This window comes from Paenibacillus sp. YIM B09110 (genome assembly GCF_037167145.1).
Lineage (GTDB): Bacteria > Bacillota > Bacilli > Paenibacillales > Paenibacillaceae > Pristimantibacillus.
This window is the reverse complement of record NZ_JBANSP010000022.1, coordinates 1-19,472: the sequence shown is the minus strand read 5'-3', so window position 1 is coordinate 19,472 and position 19,472 is coordinate 1. Positions and strand designations below refer to the sequence as shown.

24 protein-coding genes and 1 riboswitch are annotated in these 19,472 nt (G+C 48.5%); of the genes, 2 read left to right on the top strand and 22 right to left on the bottom strand.

The window, feature by feature from the left end:
• Positions 1-105 precede the first annotated feature (105 nt).
• The 12 genes from spoVG to V8F51_RS24385 form a co-directional block, all read right to left on the bottom strand.
• Positions 106-393 carry a septation regulator SpoVG gene (gene spoVG / locus V8F51_RS24440; protein WP_307208009.1) on the bottom strand — a complete coding sequence of 96 codons (288 nt, stop codon included), beginning with the start codon at positions 391-393 and terminating at the stop codon, positions 106-108.
• A gap of 130 nt (positions 394-523) precedes the next feature.
• Positions 524-922, bottom strand: a complete 399-nt coding sequence (locus V8F51_RS24435; protein WP_337103128.1) for a RidA family protein — start codon at positions 920-922, stop codon at positions 524-526.
• 19 nt (positions 923-941) lie between these two features.
• Complete coding sequence (gene purR / locus V8F51_RS24430; RefSeq protein ID WP_337103127.1) at positions 942-1,766, bottom strand: pur operon repressor; 825 nt, start codon at positions 1,764-1,766, stop codon at positions 942-944.
• Between the two features lie 82 nt (positions 1,767-1,848).
• On the bottom strand, positions 1,849-2,703 hold the full coding sequence (gene ispE / locus V8F51_RS24425; protein ID WP_337103126.1) for a 4-(cytidine 5'-diphospho)-2-C-methyl-D-erythritol kinase: 855 nt from the start codon (positions 2,701-2,703) through the stop codon (positions 1,849-1,851).
• A gap of 131 nt (positions 2,704-2,834) precedes the next feature.
• Positions 2,835-3,020 carry a small, acid-soluble spore protein, alpha/beta type gene (locus V8F51_RS24420; RefSeq protein ID WP_337103125.1) on the bottom strand — a complete coding sequence of 62 codons (186 nt, stop codon included), beginning with the start codon at positions 3,018-3,020 and terminating at the stop codon, positions 2,835-2,837.
• Positions 3,021-3,210: 190 nt separating this feature from the next.
• Positions 3,211-3,492: a biofilm formation stimulator Veg gene (gene veg, locus V8F51_RS24415; RefSeq protein ID WP_307208015.1), complete on the bottom strand. Its 282-nt coding sequence runs from the start codon at positions 3,490-3,492 to the stop codon at positions 3,211-3,213.
• A 220-nt stretch (positions 3,493-3,712) separates the two neighbouring features.
• A complete protein-coding gene (gene yabG / locus V8F51_RS24410; RefSeq protein WP_337103124.1) occupies positions 3,713-4,597 on the bottom strand; it encodes a sporulation peptidase YabG in 885 nt (294 codons plus the stop codon).
• Positions 4,598-4,687: 90 nt separating this feature from the next.
• Complete coding sequence (gene rsmA, locus V8F51_RS24405) at positions 4,688-5,602, bottom strand: 16S rRNA (adenine(1518)-N(6)/adenine(1519)-N(6))-dimethyltransferase RsmA (RefSeq protein ID WP_337103123.1); 915 nt, start codon at positions 5,600-5,602, stop codon at positions 4,688-4,690.
• A 4-nt stretch (positions 5,603-5,606) separates the two neighbouring features.
• Positions 5,607-6,155 carry a ribonuclease M5 gene (gene rnmV / locus V8F51_RS24400; protein WP_337103122.1) on the bottom strand — a complete coding sequence of 183 codons (549 nt, stop codon included), beginning with the start codon at positions 6,153-6,155 and terminating at the stop codon, positions 5,607-5,609.
• Positions 6,156-6,419: 264 nt separating this feature from the next.
• A complete protein-coding gene (locus tag V8F51_RS24395; protein ID WP_337103121.1) occupies positions 6,420-7,568 on the bottom strand; it encodes a ubiquitin-like domain-containing protein in 1,149 nt (382 codons plus the stop codon).
• A 254-nt stretch (positions 7,569-7,822) separates the two neighbouring features.
• A riboswitch (cyclic di-AMP (ydaO/yuaA leader) is annotated at positions 7,823-8,008 on the bottom strand.
• A gap of 184 nt (positions 8,009-8,192) precedes the next feature.
• Positions 8,193-8,966, bottom strand: a complete 774-nt coding sequence (locus V8F51_RS24390) for a TatD family hydrolase (RefSeq protein ID WP_337103120.1) — start codon at positions 8,964-8,966, stop codon at positions 8,193-8,195.
• A 7-nt stretch (positions 8,967-8,973) separates the two neighbouring features.
• The gene (locus tag V8F51_RS24385) at positions 8,974-10,281 is read right to left on the bottom strand and encodes an HD domain-containing protein (protein WP_337103119.1); all 1,308 of its coding nucleotides are present in this window, start codon (positions 10,279-10,281) and stop codon (positions 8,974-8,976) included.
• 274 nt (positions 10,282-10,555) lie between these two features.
• Between V8F51_RS24385 and V8F51_RS24380 the strand changes: the two genes are divergently transcribed.
• Positions 10,556-10,810 carry an AbrB/MazE/SpoVT family DNA-binding domain-containing protein gene (locus V8F51_RS24380; protein ID WP_012772023.1) on the top strand — a complete coding sequence of 85 codons (255 nt, stop codon included), beginning with the start codon at positions 10,556-10,558 and terminating at the stop codon, positions 10,808-10,810.
• A 126-nt stretch (positions 10,811-10,936) separates the two neighbouring features.
• Here the strand turns inward: V8F51_RS24380 and rsmI are convergent, their stop codons facing one another.
• The 10 genes from rsmI to V8F51_RS24330 all read right to left on the bottom strand — a co-directional run bounded on the left by rsmI (position 10,937) and on the right by V8F51_RS24330 (position 18,344).
• Positions 10,937-11,821, bottom strand: a complete 885-nt coding sequence (gene rsmI / locus V8F51_RS24375; RefSeq protein WP_337103118.1) for a 16S rRNA (cytidine(1402)-2'-O)-methyltransferase — start codon at positions 11,819-11,821, stop codon at positions 10,937-10,939.
• Complete coding sequence (locus V8F51_RS24370) at positions 11,818-12,486, bottom strand: tRNA1(Val) (adenine(37)-N6)-methyltransferase (RefSeq protein ID WP_337103190.1); 669 nt, start codon at positions 12,484-12,486, stop codon at positions 11,818-11,820. Before V8F51_RS24370 ends, rsmI begins: the two co-directional genes overlap by 4 nt.
• A gap of 155 nt (positions 12,487-12,641) precedes the next feature.
• Positions 12,642-13,043, bottom strand: a complete 402-nt coding sequence (locus tag V8F51_RS24365; RefSeq protein ID WP_337103117.1) for an initiation-control protein YabA — start codon at positions 13,041-13,043, stop codon at positions 12,642-12,644.
• 50 nt (positions 13,044-13,093) lie between these two features.
• Positions 13,094-13,897 carry a PSP1 domain-containing protein gene (locus V8F51_RS24360; protein ID WP_337103116.1) on the bottom strand — a complete coding sequence of 268 codons (804 nt, stop codon included), beginning with the start codon at positions 13,895-13,897 and terminating at the stop codon, positions 13,094-13,096.
• 3 nt (positions 13,898-13,900) lie between these two features.
• Positions 13,901-14,878, bottom strand: a complete 978-nt coding sequence (gene holB / locus V8F51_RS24355) for a DNA polymerase III subunit delta' (protein ID WP_337103115.1) — start codon at positions 14,876-14,878, stop codon at positions 13,901-13,903.
• Between the two features lie 20 nt (positions 14,879-14,898).
• Entirely contained in the window at positions 14,899-15,342 is a 444-nt protein-coding gene (locus V8F51_RS24350; RefSeq protein WP_337103114.1) for a YaaR family protein, read from the bottom strand.
• A gap of 17 nt (positions 15,343-15,359) precedes the next feature.
• On the bottom strand, positions 15,360-15,689 hold the full coding sequence (locus V8F51_RS24345) for a cyclic-di-AMP receptor (RefSeq protein ID WP_337103113.1): 330 nt from the start codon (positions 15,687-15,689) through the stop codon (positions 15,360-15,362).
• A gap of 55 nt (positions 15,690-15,744) precedes the next feature.
• Positions 15,745-16,401: a dTMP kinase gene (tmk, locus tag V8F51_RS24340; protein WP_337103112.1), complete on the bottom strand. Its 657-nt coding sequence runs from the start codon at positions 16,399-16,401 to the stop codon at positions 15,745-15,747.
• Positions 16,402-16,506: 105 nt separating this feature from the next.
• Positions 16,507-18,039 carry an aminotransferase class I/II-fold pyridoxal phosphate-dependent enzyme gene (locus V8F51_RS24335; protein ID WP_337103111.1) on the bottom strand — a complete coding sequence of 511 codons (1,533 nt, stop codon included), beginning with the start codon at positions 18,037-18,039 and terminating at the stop codon, positions 16,507-16,509.
• A 113-nt stretch (positions 18,040-18,152) separates the two neighbouring features.
• The gene (locus tag V8F51_RS24330; protein ID WP_337103110.1) at positions 18,153-18,344 is read right to left on the bottom strand and encodes a sigma factor G inhibitor Gin; all 192 of its coding nucleotides are present in this window, start codon (positions 18,342-18,344) and stop codon (positions 18,153-18,155) included.
• A gap of 279 nt (positions 18,345-18,623) precedes the next feature.
• Between V8F51_RS24330 and V8F51_RS24325 the strand changes: the two genes are divergently transcribed.
• A complete protein-coding gene (locus V8F51_RS24325; RefSeq protein ID WP_337103109.1) occupies positions 18,624-19,106 on the top strand; it encodes a transposase in 483 nt (160 codons plus the stop codon).
• Positions 19,107-19,472: the final 366 nt, after the last annotated feature.

The following is a 19,472-nucleotide window of genomic DNA, read 5'->3' as shown; positions in this document are numbered from 1 at the left end:
ATCGCTCACAATCCAATCCGACAATTAGAACGGCTAGTATACAAAAGAGAAGAGAGCCGTATGGCCCTCTCCTCCAAAAAAAATATTAATTGTGAAGCCCCTTGATTAAGCGCCTTCTTCGATTTCAATAACAACTTCCTCTGCTGCACGCTCGTATTCAGCCAATACGGCAGCTTGGATTTTCTCCCGGGTGGTTGAAGAGATCGGATGAGCGATATCCCGAAACTCTCCGTCCGGAGTACGTTTGCTTGGCATTGCGACAAACATACCATTGTTGCCATCAATCACGCGGATATCGTGAACGACGAATTCATTGTCAATGGTAATGGAAGCGATTGCCTTCATACGCCCTTCGGAATTTACACGGCGGAGTCTGACATCAGTAATTTGCACTTGTGTTCACCACCTTTGCCTATCAGAGACTTGGTGTATACTTCCACGTTTTTGTGCAAAATCCTTCTATTTTTTTGGTAAAATCATGCTAATTTAAAAATATTTTTTTGTACATGAATGTTTTTCGTTGTCATTCGACATTTGTCGATGAAATGACTTCGATTTCGACAAGAACATCCTTTGGAAGCCGCGCCACTTCTACGGCCGAACGCGCTGGCTTATGGTCGCCAAAATACGAAGCATAGATGCCGTTGACCGTTGCAAAATCATTCATGTCCTTCATAAATACGGTCGCTTTCACTACATCATTGAACGTTGCTCCAGCAGCTGCGAGCACCGCTTCAAGATTGCGGAACACTTGATGAGCCTGTTCCTCAATACCGCCTTCGACCAATTGGCCGGACGCATCGAGAGGAATTTGTCCGGAAGTAAATAATAGTCCCCCTAGCTTGATCGCTTGCGAATAAGGGCCAATCGCCGCAGGAGCTTTATCAGTAGCTACTACTTGCGGTACTTGTTTTGCAGTCACGCTTGTCACAGCCTCTCCGTTATTTGAAATAGTTGCCCGGAAGAACCGTCGTCTGCTTCGTCTTCATATCCACAGCCGTCAGCTTCGCCAAGGAAACATAGTCTTCGAGCAGCCGTTCCTCGAGCTCAACCTCGCCTGATTCAACGAATACGCCGACACCGGCTACTGTTGCCTTGAACTCGTAGAGCAGATCCATCATTCCTTGGATCGTGCCTCCCGCCTTCATGAAGTCGTCAATAATAAGCACGCGCGATTGCTCCTTGAGCGCTCTGCGGGCAAGCGACATCGTCTGAATACGCTTCGTCGAGCCCGATACGTAGTTAATACTAACAGCAGACCCTTCCGTAACCTTGTTGTCGCGTCTAACGATTACAACCGGAATATTGAGACAGGATGCCGTCGCGTAAGCGAGAGGTATCCCCTTCGTCTCGACTGTCATAATGACATCGATTCTGCGGTCGGCGAACGCTGTTGCGAACATTCTGCCAACGTCAGCCAGCATCTCCGGTTGTCCGAGCATATCCGTCATATACAAATAGCCGCCGGGCAATACCCTCTCGGGTTGTTCCAACTGACGGCAAATACCATTCATAATCGATAAAGCGGTCTCTTCCTTCATCTTGGGCGTATACTTCACGCCGCCTGCAGCCCCGGCATGCGTATGCAGCTCGCCGAAACCTTCCTCTTCGAACACTTCTTTAATAATGGCTAAGTCTTCACTTATCGATGACTTCGCCGACTGATAACGATCAGCGAAAGCTGTCAACGAAATTAACGTGTGGGGACGACTTAGCAGGTATTGGGTCATTTCTACCAATCTTGCGCTACGTTTCAATTTCTTCAAACACATCTCCCCCCACTAAATCCGAATAATATAATGTCAATATAACATTTTTATACGGATTTAATCAAGAAGAACGTCAACCCTATGTAAGCATTCTTACCACATAGACTTCTTTGCAAAATCCGCGCAAGCCGTTATAGATACGAGGAAGCTTAGCTTCCTTCGATACGAGTCCGAATACGGTCGGTCCGCTTCCCGACATCAGCACGCCGTCCGCACCAAGACGAATCATGCTTTCTTTAATTTGTTGTACTTCCGGATGAACCTCCAGCGTCACGTCCTCCAGAACGTTGCCAAGCCCTTCACAGATGTCATTAAATGAGCCTCTAGCAAGCGCATCTCTCATATTCGGAATCGAGGGATGGACCTTCAGCTCATTCGCTCTCAGCCTGCCGTATACATCAGCCGTCGATACGTTAATCGGAGGCTTCGCCAGTACGACCCAGCATTGCGGCGGGTTGTCGATATGCTCGAGCAGTTCGCCTCGACCGCGGGCTATGGCCGTTCCGCCTGTTACGCAGTAAGGCACGTCCGAGCCAAGCTCTGCACCCAGCTCGCGCAGCTCCTGCTCGGAGATCCCGAGCTTCCATAGCCTGTTCAGCCCGCGCAGTGCAGCGGCTGCGTCACTGCTGCCGCCGGCGAGCCCTGCAGCAACCGGTATTTTCTTATCTAGATGAATATAGACGCCCTTACGCACGTCATAACGGTCTTTAATCAGTCTTGCCGCTTGGAAGGCAAGGTTCTTCTCATCTAGCGGTATATAGCCAACCTGGCTTGATATGATGATCGTATCGCGCGGGAGCTCTTCCATCTCCAAACGGTCCGCAAGGTCGACCATCGTCATAATCATCTCGACCTCGTGGAAGCCGTCCTCGCGCTTGCGAAGCACGTCGAGCACTAAGTTTATTTTAGCAGAAGCCTTCTCATATATTTTCATAAAGGTGCGTTCTCCGTTCGTTCGTAAGCTTATCCCTCATTATAGCAAACGAACGCAATAAAAGCTAAGCTCTCTAAGCTAGCCATAGACTGGCCGCAGGAGGCTTAGCTTTAACCGGGGCGTGAAGCGTATTACGGCCGATTGGACTTGGCAGCAGCCTGCTCCGCAAGCTGAATGGCCCGCTTGACCATATTACCCGCATCTTTGGCCTTGATACCTCCCCAGCCTTCCTGCTGTACCGTATCGTAGAAGCCCAAATCCTTCGCCAGCTCATATTTCAGTTCCTCCGACATGACGCTGCGTCTTCTGCGGCTCATTCGCTACCCCTCCAAGTTGTGAATATGATGAACTCCAATAACGTCCCGCGTTACGACAGTAGTATGCTTCAAACGGCTGAAGCTCATTCGGCATACAGAGCGCCTGTCCATCGTCCATAAAACAGTAGGCAAAAAAAAGACGCAGATGTGATCTGCGTCAACTAGCCGATTACGGCGTAGATATATCAATCTATTGTTGAAGATAAGCGATTCGGACTTGACCTAGGCCTTCATCATTGCACACGGTCACTTCAACCGATTCGGTCAGAATATCCGCATAACTGTATGAGACACGCTTGAACGCGTGCTGTTCTTCATCCAGCTTGACAATGAAAACAGAAGGGTAGATTTCTTCTAACGTTCCGGTTCGTTCGATGGTCTTTCGTCGGCCACCGTTAGCTCGAAGACGGATTTTGGAACCAACATGAGCTTCCAAACTGCGTTTTATATCCAATAGCGCATTTTTTGCCATTGTCCACTACCACCTCTTTCCTTGTCCATTATAACCAAAAAAAGAGGGTTTGTCAAACAAAGCAAAATATTATATCAGCCTCATTATTTACTTGTCAACGGTGTTTTCACCCATTTTTTAAAAATCCATGCATAAATTATTTGGTTTTATCCATATTAAGAAGTTGTCGTAAACGCTGCGCATCAGAAATATGCCTCAAAAATCGCCGTGAAGAAAAAAATTATGGGTTCAATGTCGCTCCGACAGAAGTAATCTTGGGCTTCGGCAAGCCAACGCGAAAACGCCCTAATGTCTCAATGCCGCCTACGCCGTCTATGCCGCTAATCGTGCCGTGTATGACATCGGACAGATTAACCGTGTCGCGTATCGATGTATAGCTCGCCTTGATCGCGATATAGACCGGATCGAGCGCATGAATCAATATGCGGCCGGGAGAGCTTGCGAAGTTCGAGCCTGCCTGCAGCAGCGCCTCGAAGTGCGATTGGCATGCCCCGGCAATAACAACAAGGCCGTCGCGGTTCTTCTCGTATTCCCGCGCGACGCGAACGGCATTTACGAAATTTTGCGAGTTTTTGTAGCTGCCTAGACTATATAGGTCCTCTTGCATCCGATTTTTAAGCACGCCGTCATGGCCGGTTATAACGACGATGTCCGGCTTCACTTGGGGAAGCAGTCGGTACAGCACGTCAGCCATCTGAGATTCATGGACGTGCAGACCATGTGAGGGCACATGCATCGTGTTATAAAGCTGCATGCTCTTCTTCAAGTAGTTGTTGTCCCCATCCAGGTGCAGCACCTTTCCGGGCACTTCGAAGAAGGGCTGGCTCTCCTGCGTTGCAAGCCGGATATTATCGACGGTCTCGACCGCCTGGCGTTCTCTCTGATTGTGCATGCGCTGCAGCGAATCATTAACTTTGATACGAACTTGCTGAACCGCTCTTGTCGACTCCGGATCGCGAACGACCGACAGATCGGGAATAGGCGCATCCGCAAGCAATCGGTAGTCCGTGCCTTTCAGGACGGCATGATGTGTTCGAACAGCTTCAACTCGGAACAGCACGTCACCGCCATACGATTTGCGGACGACCAGGTCCCCTTGCTTCATGGGTAAATCACCTCTTCGTCTATCCTATGGGCAGACAGGGCGAATGGTGAGTATTATTATGCGCTGAGGCCGACAGATCAGGAGAGAGGCTTAGCCTCTCCAGCCCGCTTCCAGCATCGCGCGGCTAACGCTTGCGAATTCCTCCAAGGACAGCGTCTCTCCGCGGCGCGTTGGGTCAATTCCAATACCTGTGAGCAGCGCCGTCAGCGCCTCACGCTTGTCCTTGCCAACGAAAGCGGTCAAGTTGTTGAACAGCGTCTTGCGGCGCTGTGCGAAGCTGGCTTGAACGACGCGGAAGAAATGATCCTCATCCGGCACGTCAACAGCCGGCTTCTCGCGCAACGACAGCTTGATGACCGCCGAATCGACGTTCGGCTGCGGAATGAATACCGTATGCGGCACAATGCATACGACCTTCGGCACGCAGTAATATTGCACGGCTACGCTGAGGCTGCCATATTCCTTGCCGCCAGGCTTGGCAGCCATCCGATCGGCGACCTCCTTCTGAATCATAACGACGATATGCTCCAGCGGCAGGCGCTCCTCGAGCAGCTTCATTAAAATCGGCGTTGTCACGTAATAAGGCAGGTTAGCAACGACGCTAACGCCGCTTACATCGCTAAAGCGATCCTGAAATACTTGCTTTAGATCCAGCTTCAGCACATCGCCGTGAATAACCTCCGTATTCGTCTCTTCTGACAATACGTCACGCAGAATCGGAATAAGACGGTTGTCGATCTCGACTGCCGTTACAGTACCCGCAGAAGCGGCTAGCCTTTGCGTGAGCGCACCGATACCCGGGCCAATCTCTAGCGCGCCCTTCGTCTTGTCGAGCTCTGCTGCCTCGACAATCTTATTTAATATATTTTGATCGATCAGGAAGTTCTGACCTAAGCTCTTCTTGAACGAGAAGCCGTACTTCGCAATAATTTCCTTCGTCCGCTTCGGTGTTGCCACTTCAATAGCCGCTCTGCCTGACGCCGCGGTATTTTCTTGTCCGTTCATATCGCTATCCCTCCAGTTGCTGTTCCATCTCGCGCATAGCTTCGTCGAACTCTGTCTTCGAGATGCGGAAGCTTGTACAACGCTTATAAAATTGCTTGCCGTTCGCATAGCCAATGCCAAGCAGCTTGCCTACCAGCAATCTGCGATTCGCCGCATCGGGATGCACGATCAATCCCGCTTCCATTAAGTGCTCCCAGGTCACCTCGCCAGCCGTATCCGTCGTCTCCGTTCGAAGCTCGGAGAGCGCCTGACGAATAGCTTCGGGGCTTGCGTTCTCAATGCCGATATCGCCCTTGTACAGCGCCTTCTCCTGCGGCAGGAACGCATGTTTGCAGCCCGGCGCATGCCTAGCCACAATCTTACGGATGCGTTCCCCCGCATGATCGGGATCCGTAAATATAATTACGCCGCGGCGTTCATTCGCCAGCGCTATACGGCGCAGCACATCATCGCCGATCGCCGAGCCGTTCGTCTCGATCGTATCGGCTTCTACAGCGCGCTTCACCGCAACAGTATCATCCTTGCCCTCTACGACAATGATCTCCTTAATCACTAAGATCATTCCCTTCCTCATTTACTCAAGCGTAAACGGCTATCGCCATCCTAAGCGGCAATAAGCAAACGTTTCGCGGTTAAATATAGGCCTAGTATAAGTGTGAATTTTATACTTTCCTATATTTTAAATAGCTGCAACAATTGCTGCCTGAATTGCGTCAATAAAACTACAAAAAGAAGAGGCTAAGCCTCTTCTTATGATGGCATATTTAATTGTACATTACGATAAGATGATGATAAACAGTTAGCTGCCGATAAAGCACTAAGTGGATGACGGTTTGTTCGGTCCAATAACGTACACGGTGTAACCCTTCTTGCGTCCGAACTTCTCCGCAGTCTTCTGACTGCCGAAATACACGTCGATCTTATTGCCCTTTATTGCGCTTCCCGTATCCTCTGCCCGGCGGAATCCGATGCCTTCGATGAAGACCCACCAGCCGATCGGGATTACCTTCGGATCAACCGCGATCGTTCTTCCTTCCGTCACTTTCGTTCCGGACGCCGTAATGCCGTATTGCGGGTGACTCTCGTCCTTGCCCGTCGATTCCACGCCTGCAGAATACGCAGTTAACGTGACGTTCTTCAAGATGCTCTTCGCCTTAAGCGTTACACCGTTCTTCGTCAACGTCTCCACAGTAGGACTACTGTTAGAGAGCACGGTTACCTTCGGTTCAGGCTTCTTCGTACCGACTGCCACGACTTGATCGACTGCAGCGGTCTCGATTACTTTGCTGACCATTTGCTTAGAAACAAGCACGCCATCCTCGTACTGCTTCTGAATATGCTCAACGATAAGACCTTGCTTCCCGGTCTGGATCAGCTTCTCCTTGCCGACCTCCAGCGTCGGATCTTCTTTCTTCACGATAGAGAATGGCATCGCCCGCTCGCTCTCCGATACTTTCGTATCGACGCGTACAACGGTTACCGACATATCCTCTTCGACAGATGAGTTAAGCGACGGTACTACTTTATCATGATTACGAACAGAAATATTTAATTGCTCGATCGCCGCTTGCACAGTTCCTTCTGTCGTGTACACCGTTGATGTCTTGCCATCCGCCGTTACATTGACCGCCACCGCATGATTAATTTCAACGCGATCGCCGTCTTTAATGGCTGCATTCAGAGGCACCGAAACCTCGTCATGCTCGCCAATCGTAATAGCTTGTTCATCCAGTAGGCGTTGCAGGACCCATTGCTTTGTTTCTACAACGGTTTCTTGTCCATTCACTACTACGGAGACGCTTTTGACAGCCGTTCCGTACAACAACACCAGTAACATGAAAGTCATAGCGATTGAGATAATAGCACTGAGTAGTATCAAACGCAAATTTTCATGCTTCCATCGCATTGCGAAAGACATGCTGGATGATCGTTTCCCATGGGTGTCCTTTACCTGGATTGTGCCCATTTCATCGGTCCTCCTTCATAGCCCCGCCGCCAAGTGTTACGCATGATTACAACTGACGCGACTATAGTATATTGGCGTGCGAGCACGCAATCCAGTAATTCTACTTCTTTTCTCGATCCTCTCACCTCCATGACTAACCCTATGACGACGATTTCCCGATTATTCGAAAATAAAAAGAAGCCGTCGACAGAGGATCTGTATCGTGGCTTCTCGGGTGTCTACACGAGATATCATAAAAATGGGTGCACGAGGTTGATCGCTCTCTATGAACGCTTACGAGGTTAGCTGTCGGATTCGGGCAAGAGAGCTGCCCTATTCGAAATCGCAATGCTCATGGCAATGGCTTCGAAATTCACCCCTGAAAAGATCAAAGCGCGGTCCTTCAAATACCCGCACTTGGGTCCCCCGTTCTCCTTCCGGAGATTAAGCGCAAACTGGAAATCCAATACAAAAAGTAATAACTCTGAAATGAATCATACCTTCACGGACGGTCTGTTGTAAAGAAGCGATAAAAGACGATTTAAGCGAAAAAGCTGGTTAAAGTCGGAAAAGTTTATAGATTTCTTGAACAAAATCCAGTTTTATCGCCCAAAAGGTCATTGGATCTCTCGTTTCCTACCGTTTTTAAACAATACCAAAACATTTTTTACCGTTTTCGGTCGTGATTTTGGCTATTTCTTCCACGGATTTGCCCAATAGCTCGGCTGCCGACTGGGCGACAAGAGAGACGTAAGCGGACTCATTTCTCTTCCCTCGGAACGGGTGAGGGGTCAAATAAGGGGCGTCCGTTTCGATCAATAATCGGTCCATTGGAACTTGCTTCAGCACCTCTTTTGGCACACGTGCATTTTGGAATGTAACCGGTCCCCCGAACGAGATATAGAAGTTCATATCGAGGCAGGCTTTGGCCGTCTCCCAACTGCCGGAATAGCAGTGCATGACGCCTCCAACCTCTGCAGCATTCTCCTCGCGCAAGATCGTAATGATATCCTCATGCGCATCCCGATTGTGGATGACGATCGGCTTCTTCACCTTTCGAGCCAGTCTAATCTGCTCCCGGAATACACGATGCTGCACATCCTTAGGAGAAGTGTCCCAATGGTAATCAAGGCCTATCTCGCCGATTGCGACAACTTTCGGATGATCGCATAGCCGTTCGATCCATTCCAAGTCGTCTGGCGTCATATCGATGCTGTCGACAGGGTGCCAGCCAACTGCTGCGTAGATAAAGTCATAAGCTTCCGCAAGTGCAATCGTTGTAGGGATCGTCTCCCTGTTAAAACCGATATTGAGCAGCAGATCAACGCCCGCTTCTCTCGCTCGCTCAATTACCTCTGTACGGTCCTCGTCGAACTTATGTGAGTCTAGATGGGTATGCGTATCAAATAAGTATGTCATGTTGATGTTATACTCCTTCATTAAGCTGAAATAGTTGTTTCAGATGAGGACTAATCCGCGAAATATTCATCCTTAGCGGCTCCTCTGGAAAATACAAATGATACTGTCCCTGATGCAAGCCGGTGATCGATCTAACAATGTCGGATTTAGCCGATATTTCACTTATTTCGTCCTGATGATCCAGCAACAAAATCGGCGCTTTTTCTTTCTTTTCTCCCTCTTGTCTGTCGGGACGATAAACGTCGTAAGGCAGATCGAATGGGAAATCGAGCTCCATATGGTACTCCGGATTCATGCCGATCGAGAGGAACAGCAAACGTATTTCTTCTAATAAAGTAGGCTCAGGATCATTGATCGTTATGTACTTGTATAATCGACGATTCAGGAAGCGGTCGCATAGGTCGGCCAGCAGTGAATCGTCCTCTTCGGCCCATTGCATGAATGCCGTCTGCGCAAGCGCTTCATCCAGCTTCAAATAATCGCTGACGGCCATCGTATTATCGAGCAGCCGCTTGACCGATTCTGGCATCCATAAGAAGGAATAACCCTTCTCGTACAGTTCCTTCGCCCGGCGGAAAATTTGCCTCAAAATGATTTCCGAGCTCCTCGTAACCGGATGGAAGTAAATCTGCCAATACATCTGGTAACGCGACATCAAATAATGTTCCACCGCATGCATGCCGCTTTCCTTAACCACAATTTGCCCTTTGTAAGGCCGCATCACACGCAAAATGCGCTCCAAATCAAAATTTCCGTAGTTTACTCCCGTAAAATAAGCATCTCGGAGCAAATAATCCATTCGATCCGCATCCATTTGACTTGATATCAAGCTGACAACAATCGGCTTTGGATATTTTTTCTGAATGACGGCAGCGACATGGCTCGGAAAATCTTCGGATACGGCTCGCAGCACTCGATTGATTTCCGTATCCTCGAGTATAATTTTGCACGTCCATTCCTCATGATCGGTATCGAATACCTCTTCAAGCGAATGGGAGAACGGACCGTGACCGACATCATGAAGCAGCGCCGCGCATAATGATACGAGCCGCTCCTCCTTCGGCCAGTCATGGAAGCTATTGCGTTCGAACTGTGAAATAATTTTTCTCGTAATTTCATATACGCCCAGCGAATGGGAGAAACGGCTGTGCTCTGCGCCATGGAATGTTAAGTAGGACGTCCCTAATTGCCGAATTCGGCGCAAACGCTGAAATTCTTTGGTGTTAATAAGGTCCCAAATCGTTTGGTCTTGTACGTATATATAATGGTGTACGGGATCCTTGAATACCTTCTCTTCCTGAAGCGGCTCTCTCATTTTATGATCATCTCCTTCGTTCATATTTTCGACACATAATGTCGAATTAATGTCGAATAGTGTCGTTTAATAGTTTCCAAATTGTCGAAGCTGTTGTATTCTATTACAGAGTAGTATGCCCCCATTTCGTAGTCAAATGCCCGTAATTACGGATATTTATAGTAAATTTTTAGGTTGACTATTTTGGGAATCGTTGGTATTATTATAGACATAAACCTAAGAAACATGTCGAACGATGGCGAAACAATTTATCTAAGAGAGGGATTGATAGATCATGATGAAATCAACAGGGATTGTCCGTAAAGTGGACGAATTGGGACGAGTTGTTATTCCGATTGAATTGCGCCGTACGCTAGGAATCGGAGAGAAGGATGCGCTAGAGATTTACGTGGACGGAGAGCGCATCATGTTGAAGAAATACGAGCCTGCATGTATCTTCTGTGGCAATGCAGAGAACGTATCTTACTTCAAAGGAAAAATAGTTTGCCATATTTGTTTATCAGAAATGCCTTCTCCTGTGACAAAATAAAAAAAATAGGTTATAATCATTTATATCCACATGTTAATTCTAACCTTTTTATACTCCTTGATGCCTTCCTGCGCTAGAACCCGGCCAGGAAGGTCTTTTTTTGTCCACTTATCCACAGTCCCGATTCTAGCGATTAACCTCGTTATAGACATCCCGCTTCGGCAAGCCGCGATCGACAGCCGCTCTCTTAATCGCTTCCTTGCGATCCATGTCTCTCTCATAATGCGCAACATGCGCGGCAATATCAAGTTCAGACCACCAAGCGCCTTCTGCTTCTTGTTCACTCGCCTCAGATTCGCTTAAACCTGCAATAACGATTACGAACTCACCGAGCGGCGGATGCTCTGCGAACCAATCTATACATTCGCTCACCGTTCCACGCACTGCTTCTTCATGACGCTTCGTCAATTCGCGAACTAATGCAATCTGTCGATCACCAAGACTGTCCAATATGACGTCCAGCGTCTTCGTAACGCGATGCGGAGATTCGTAGAGCAGCAGTGTGTCACGCTTACCGCCCCGCTCCTGCAGCCACTTCGTAAGCGATTTGCGGTCACGCGGAGGAAACCCGGCGAATGTGAAGCTGTCCGTCGGCAGCCCGGACATAATAAGCGCCGAGAGCGCAGCATTAGCGCCAGGAATCGGAATTACCGCTATACCATTATCGATCGCGTCGCGCACAAGATCGGCGCCTGGATCGGATATGGCGGGCAGCCCTGCATCGCTGACCAGCGCAATGGACTGTCCATCCTGTAACAGTCGGATCAATTCCGGTCCGCTCGCGTTTTTGTTATGCTCATGGTAACTTACCGTTCGTGTGCTGATTTCGAAATGCGTTAGAAGCTTTCGCGTCTGCCTCGTATCCTCGGCTGCAATAAGCTGTACTTCCTTCAGCGTCCGAATTGCACGATAAGTCATATCCTCCAAGTTGCCGATTGGCGTACCTACGAGATATAAGCTGCCATAAGGCCGTTTGGCACTGTCCGTGCCAAAGCTCTTCTGTACGTTCATACGATCTGCACTCCGTTCTCATACACCATTATCGGCGGCAAAAGCTTAATATCAGGCTTCCCGTCACGCATTGCTTCTATTAATATCATGTTCGCCTCCGCATTCGCGTGAGGATGGACGAATTGTACCCGTTTCGGCTCCAGCTTCCACTTGCGCATCGTCTCTACAATATCAAGCAGCCTTGATGGACGATGTACCATCGCTACCTTGCCCCCAGGGCGCACCAGCCTGGCGCTCGCCTTCATCACATCGTTCAACGTGCAATGAATTTCATGCCTAGCAATTGCATAGTGCTCATTCTCGTTCTGGTCACCTGCTGTTACAGGCATGTACGGCGGATTGACCGTAACCGCATCGTAGACGCCATTACCCGCTTCCTTCGCATACATCCGCAAATCCTGCTCGATGACCTGAATCTGCTCCTGCAGCCCGTTCATCTCTATACTCCGCCTTGCCATATCAGCCAATCGCGGCTGAATTTCGACTGCATCGATCTGTGCTTTCGTCCGTGTGCTTAGCAGCATCGGAATAACGCCATTACCTGTACACAGGTCTACAATCTTGCCTCGTTTCGGAATATTGGCGAAGCGTGACAGCAGCACCGCATCAAGCGAGAAGCTGAACACTTCTCTGCTCTGTATAATTTTTAACCCATTCTCCGTCATTAAATCATCTAGACGCTCATTAGACGCCAAGATTACAGATTCAGACACGTCAATGCCTCTCCTTTATTAACCCTTAAAATTTAAAGTACTCATTCGGATGTGGTAATAAAAATGCCGCCCTTTGCGGTAAGGACGGCTTGTCAATACGGATTGCATTATTTATTTAGAAAGGATAGACAAAACAAGCAATCTCCCTCGGTCCGCAAATGCCCGTAATACACATTGCAAATATGGAAGCCCTCATGATACAGCCGCGCTAAATTATCGTGGCCTTCTCCTACAGCGTTGCCTGCCGCAATTAGAACATCCTCATGGGCAGTCTGCGACTCGAAGAGTACAGGCTCACGTTCAGCGCCGACAGGCTTCAGAAGCGCTTCTCGCGCTGGCGCAGTTTCGCGCTTAAATACTTTACGGAGCTGGTGGTTCTCCATGCTTAAGCGTTTATTCTCCTCCAGCAGCTCTTTCATCTTCTGCTTCAGATCATTCAGCTCTTCATGGAACTTAGCGAACCTTGTATCCAACTCATCGATCTGTACGATTATATCTTTCTTCTCCAAGTTCCCACCCCAGAGCTTCCAGCATAAGCATCCCTGGCAGCCTATGCCTTCTATTTAATAACGACATCGTCAAACGGCAGTTCCTTCGGCTTGCCCGGTGTATCAAACAAACTTACGAATACACTCTTCGCTTGCGCATTAATGCCTGTTACTTTTCCTTCACCAAGTGAGGTAATGACGATTTTCCCTATCGCCGGCAGCTCCTCGCGAACACTCTCGTAATTGTCATGCTCATATTTCAAGCAGCACATGAGGCGACCGCATAATCCGGATATTTTCGTAGGATTGAGCGATAGGTTCTGGTCTTTGGCCATCTTGATGGATACAGGCTCGAAATCGCCTAGCCAAGAGGAGCAGCATAGAACTCGTCCACACGGACCGATGCCGCCAAGCATCTTCGCTTCGTCGCGGACACCGATTTGTCTAAGCTCGATTCGCGTGCGAAACACGCTTGCGAGATCCTTAACGAGTTCACGGAAGTCCACTCTGCCTTCTGCCGTAAAGTAAAAAATAATTTTGTTGCGATCGAAAGTGAACTCTACGTCAACCAGCTTCATTCTAAGCTGATGGCCTTTGATCTTGTCCAGGCACGTAGTGAATGCGTTCTTAGCCGCTGCACGATTCTCGTCGACGACTTTGGCATCGACATCGTTAGCAACGCGTATCACTTTCTTAAGAGGAAGGACGACATCCGATTCACCAACTTGCTTCTGTCCCACCACCACTTTACCGTATTCGATCCCCCGCGCTGTTTCAACAATAACATGCTGGTCCTTGTTCACGGGATGCTCGACCGGATCAAAGTAATAGATCTTGCCCGCTTTCTTGAAGCGGACACCGACGACATTATACAAGGATTAGCCCTCCTGTAGGTTTACCAATAGTTGCTCAAACGCGAGCTGAGGCGTAACATTCGCTCTTATACGCTTGCTCGCTTCAAGCGTATGCTCAATGCAGGACACCCAGCCTGCAAATGATCGATGAAAAGCATTCTTGCCAATCCAATCCAACTGATCTATAAAAACGATATTTCCTTGCCTTCCGGCTTGGAACTGTATCAAATCTTTAAACCATAATACAAACATCGACAGCAGCAATTGTGTATGCTCTGTAAGTTCTGTCTTAAATAACTGTTGCTGGGCAGTGATCATCGCCGTGGTGAATCGGGTTGAACTCTCCTTGCCTAATTGTATCACTAGATTTCTTATTTCTGCAAACTGATTCTGCTGGAGAAATTGTCTAGCGCCGTCAAGTCCAGAGCTCATCTGAACAGCCGTCCGCGCAAGCAGAGCAGGCGCCCCTTCCGCAACTAGTGCTTCCAGCATAGCCTCTGGTGACATAGGTAGAAAAGGAACCCACTGCGTCCGTGAGCGAATCGTAGGTAATACGGCTTGTCCATTATCGGTTATTAATATGGCCACAACAGGCGATACCGGCTCTTCAAGAAACTTAAGCAAGCTGTTAGCAGCCGCCTGCGTCATCTTATCTGCCTGCTCGATCATATAAATCTTCCACTTAGTACCGCTATTGCGGTACGACATATCACGCTGCAACTCGCGAATCTGTTCAATCTTAATGGATTGACCGTCCGGTGCGATCGTAATGAGATCCGTCTGATTGCCATGCTCGAACTTACGGCATTCCAAGCATAGTCCGCATGCATCATCTCCGTCTGACGTGCAGAATAGCGCTTTGGCGAAGGCGCGAGCCATAGCCATGCGTCCCGTACCGGACGGTCCGTGGAACAAATACGCATGCGATATTTTACCGCTCCCTAGGGCATGCTTTAGAATACGCAGCGCTTTCCATTGGTCGCTCATTTGATCAAGACTCATAACGACTCCTTACCTTTCTATTAGAACAACAGGTTAATCAGTATACCGCGAATCTCGCCGATCTTACTCAGAAGATCAATTCGTCCTTCCTCGCTTTCGAGCAGCTCTTCGGCCATCGCGATCAGAGACTCATCAATCTCGTCGAGAAGCTTATATCGCTTCACGCGTCCTCTGCGATCGAACCCTTTAATTTCTTTCAACACGACTCCGCGTCTGACCGTATCCTCTAGAAATGACTTCACCATCTGGCGGTAAAGCTTGAGCTCCCGCACTGTCATTAGCTTAGCAAGACGCTCGCCTTGGCGATGAATGTCCTGCAGCTTCTGCTGCATCTGCTCTTGCGTGCGCTGGTCGTTCTGCTGCACCATCACATCACCGAAGCTCTTCGCCTGCACCGGCTTAGAAGTTTGGTCCGCATTCGTTCGATTCTGTCCGACGGGTCGGAATCCATGATCTATCTTCATCGTTTAATCACGCCCAATCAGAAATGTTCGAATCGCTCGACCGGTATGACGAATACTGCTGCGCCGCCAACCTGTACCTCAACAGGGAATGGGATGTAAGAATCCGTTGAGCCGCCCATAGGCGATACCGGCGTAACCAACTGATCGCGCACCTTACAGTTCGATCCAATGACCTGCAGCACCTCATGAACACGCTCGTCCTCGATACCGATCATGAATGTCGTATTGCCCGCTCTCAAGAATCCACCCGTACTTGCCAGCTTCGTCGCTCTAAAGCCTTCACGAACAAGAGCATTCGACAGTCGATTGCTGTCCTTATCCTGAATAACCGCAATAACTAATTTCATCTTCATTCCCCCTTGATTACTATTAGATTACGTTATTTCATACTTATTGATCTTCTTAAAGTTTGACATCGGTTGCAAAAAATCCTTCAAAACGACGATCAACGACATCCAAAACGTCCATAAACACATTTTCAGGCGTTTGTTCGGCATTCACTCGCACCATACGATCCGGGTACTTCTGCAACAACTGCATATATCCCTCGCGTACACGTTCATGGAAAGACTGCTTCTCCAGGTCGAGCCGATTCACTTCTCTCTCCGCCGATTGCGCGATCCGTGCTAGACCTACTTCCGGAGAGATATCCATGTACACCGTCAAATGCGGCATCAAATCTTGAATAGCGAAGAGGTTAATGTTCCATACCTCGTCAACGCCAAGTCCCCGTGCGTAGCCTTGATACGCAAGGCTGCTGTCAACAAACCGATCACAGATGACGGCCTTGCCTGCTTCAAGCGCTGGCAGCACCTTTTCCACCAAATGCTGACGACGGGCTGCTGCGTAAAGCAGCGCCTCCGTTCTTGCATCCATCGCTACGTTGCTCCGGTCCAAAATAACGGTGCGGATCTGCTCGGCTATCGGGATGCCGCCAGGCTCGCGCGTAATGACGACTTCCTTCCCTCTCTGCAGCATCGTATGCGCCAGCCGTTCAATCAGTGTCGTCTTGCCGGCGCCTTCGCCGCCTTCTATTGTAATGAATACACCTTGTTTCAATCTAAGGCTTCTCCTAACCATAAAATAATATTGTTTATCCTAACAGCGGCATATTGTCCGCTTCCTTCCATTCTAACAAAGCGTTCCAGCCAGTACAATGAACAATTACTCATATACGCCTATTGTATTCATAACCGGATCAACCGCACCTTGAAACTTAGCTCCTGCAGTCGCCAACTTCGCTATCTGATCGATCAACGCTCTTGTAAGCTTCTCCCCGGGATATACAATAGGAATACCTGGAGGATAGGGAATGACCATCTCCGCTGCCCTATAGTTCTCCGCCTCGCTTAACGATATACGTTTTTGCTTCGCATGCTTAGGTATTGATCTTGCCAATGAAACCGGTAGTGAGATACGTTCGGCCGAATCAGATGTATGCACCACGCTGTTAGGCGGTGTGTCGGGCTTCTTATGATCTGTATCGTCATCGGGTAAGGATAGCTTGCACAGCTTGGCAATCGCTGATATAGCCTCTTTCAGCCTGCTCGTATGCTCATGAGAGATATGAATACCGAAAATAAGGACTACGTGTCTCGGATCGGCCATCTCAGCCCAACAGCCATGCTGCTCCAATTGCTTCAGCAGCTCGAATCCGGTCAAAGTGCCGCTGCGATCGTACATAACGATTCTAAGAGGGTCGCTATAGCTTATTGTAGCGGTATGCGGATCTCTATCCGTCAATACATCCAATACTTCTATAGGAGAGCCATATTCCCTCGCCCAGCTACGGAATAACAAAGCTTGTTCCAGCGCCCCTGCGAATAGAGAAGGGCCGAAACGATCAATCATTGCTCGGGAAATATCGAGCGAAGATAGGATTGGAAACGATGGGCTAGAGCTTTGAATCATCGCCAGCGACTGCTTTAATGCTTTCCTAGGCAAACGTTCCCCCTGTACATGGAGCATCGCCCCCATCGTAAGCGCAGGCAATGTCTTGTGCGTGGATTGCACGACCGCGTCAGCGCCAGCAGCGATCGCCGAAGAAGGAAGCTCAGGATGCAATCCATAATGCGCTCCATGAGCTTCGTCGACGATTAACAGCTTATCGCAGCGATGTACAGCTTCAGCATAAGCGCTTAAATCTACGCCCATCCCGTGATAGTTCGGATTAGTCAGAAACACACCTTTTGCGTCAGGATATTGCTGAAGCGCCCGTTCAACATCTTGGAGAGAAGGTATTACTGCTAGAGCAGAATACTGCTCATATTGCGGCGTCAGGAAGATCGCTTTTGCTCCAGCAAGCTTCAACCCATTTATAACAGACTTATGTACATTGCGCTGAACGATGATTTCATCGCCCGGTTCACAAATAGCAAGCAACAGCGCTATATTGCCAGACGTACTGCCTCCTACAAGAAAGAATGTCTCCTCCGAGCCGAAGCAACTCGCTGCAAGCTGCTGCGCTTCTTGAATAGAACCCTCAGGATGATGCAAATCATCGGTAGAGGATAGCTCCGTCACATCGAGCTTCATTATTTCATTATAATAAGCTATATATGACTGATCATTCTCATCGCTATTAATCATCCCAGCTATCGCTTTGCCGCCCCGATGTCCGGGAACGTGCAGACTGACAGGATCTGTATTGGCATGCTTCCTTAAATTTTCAAATAAAGGCGCAATAAATGGCTTCATTATAATAAGACGATCCTTTCCATTCAAAGATGTTCGATTAAAATGCTCTATACGCTCTATTGTAGCTTATCGGTACGCAAAAAAAAGAGCAACTCTCTGTAGAAAGAGACTGCTCATGCATTTTTTTCAATAAAGATTTGCTTCATCTGGTGAATGAAGAAAGGATACTTCGCATCCTTCACGTCTGTTCTCACCATTTCGTTCTCACAGTCGGTACAAATAAATTCGGATACAATTCGAATTCCTTCGCCCTCGGCCTTATGTTGACCGCAAATAATGCAATGAAGATCGCGATTATCATTCATTATAATCCCCGCTTTCTGATGCCTGCCTATATAGCTACTATTATGTCGCATAATCTATCTTTTTATACTTGTTTCATAGCCCATTTCAAATATTTATATATCGTATGCGCCCACTCCGCAGATGGTTCCGCCACTCAGTCAAAAATGTTTAATGCTCGCTCTCCATATACGCGCGCAAAAGGCCGATATAATAACGAGAATGTATGATTCGCACCGAAAGGACGTTCGTGAATGCGCCAATCGTTAACTGATCAACGAAACGCTACAATTTATCAGTATATGCTCGTTAAACGCCAGGTTATTCGACCTGAGCTTATCATGAGCCACCTACTTATATCAGGCTTATTGCTCGCTTTCCAAATGCTCATGTATCAAATAGACGGGCTCTTCTCATGGCTATTCGGCTTCGCCGTCGTACAAGTCTTGCATATCGTTATTATGCTGCTCACGTTTATTAAAGTAGAGGAAGCTGCCGATCGCAAATGGATCTGGAGAATCAACCCGCCGTGGATTGGTTTCAAGCCCGCTAGCGATATTACACTGCTGGTCTACCGGCGCGTTCATCGTCAAATGTTCTGGCTAGGCCTCTGCATCATCGGCCTCTTGTATCCGTGGATTAACGAATCGCTAATGATTAGCATCGTATGCTGGCATCTATGGCTTCTGATACCTAGGCTAATGTTATCCTTCGCCCTTCGCAAGCAACGCAAGGACGGCGTTGTAAGGCTCGACTCCAAGGAAGCCTCGTATTATCATCGTTAGTTCATGTCATGCCCCGGGGACATTTGGTCCCCTTTCTGGCTAACGAATCCAGGTATCTCTATTCATCGGTTTTCTACTCAGTTGAGTACTTAATGAATCTAGAGGTAGCTATTCTCTAGCTTTAAAGTAAATTAAGGAACTCAGAAGACCAATAAGGCTATCAAAGTTCTTTAGCATGCTCAGATAAGCTTATTTAGGACAATTAGGGTTTGTAGGGTTCGTTAGCATTTACTTTAACCTTATCCGTCTGGGAGAGATAAGTCGCCGCTTCTGCGCACAACAAAAAACCAACCGCATCACATGCGGTTGGTTCCTCGTGCTTGGCGACGTCCTACTCTCCCAGGACCCTGCGGTCCAAGTACCATT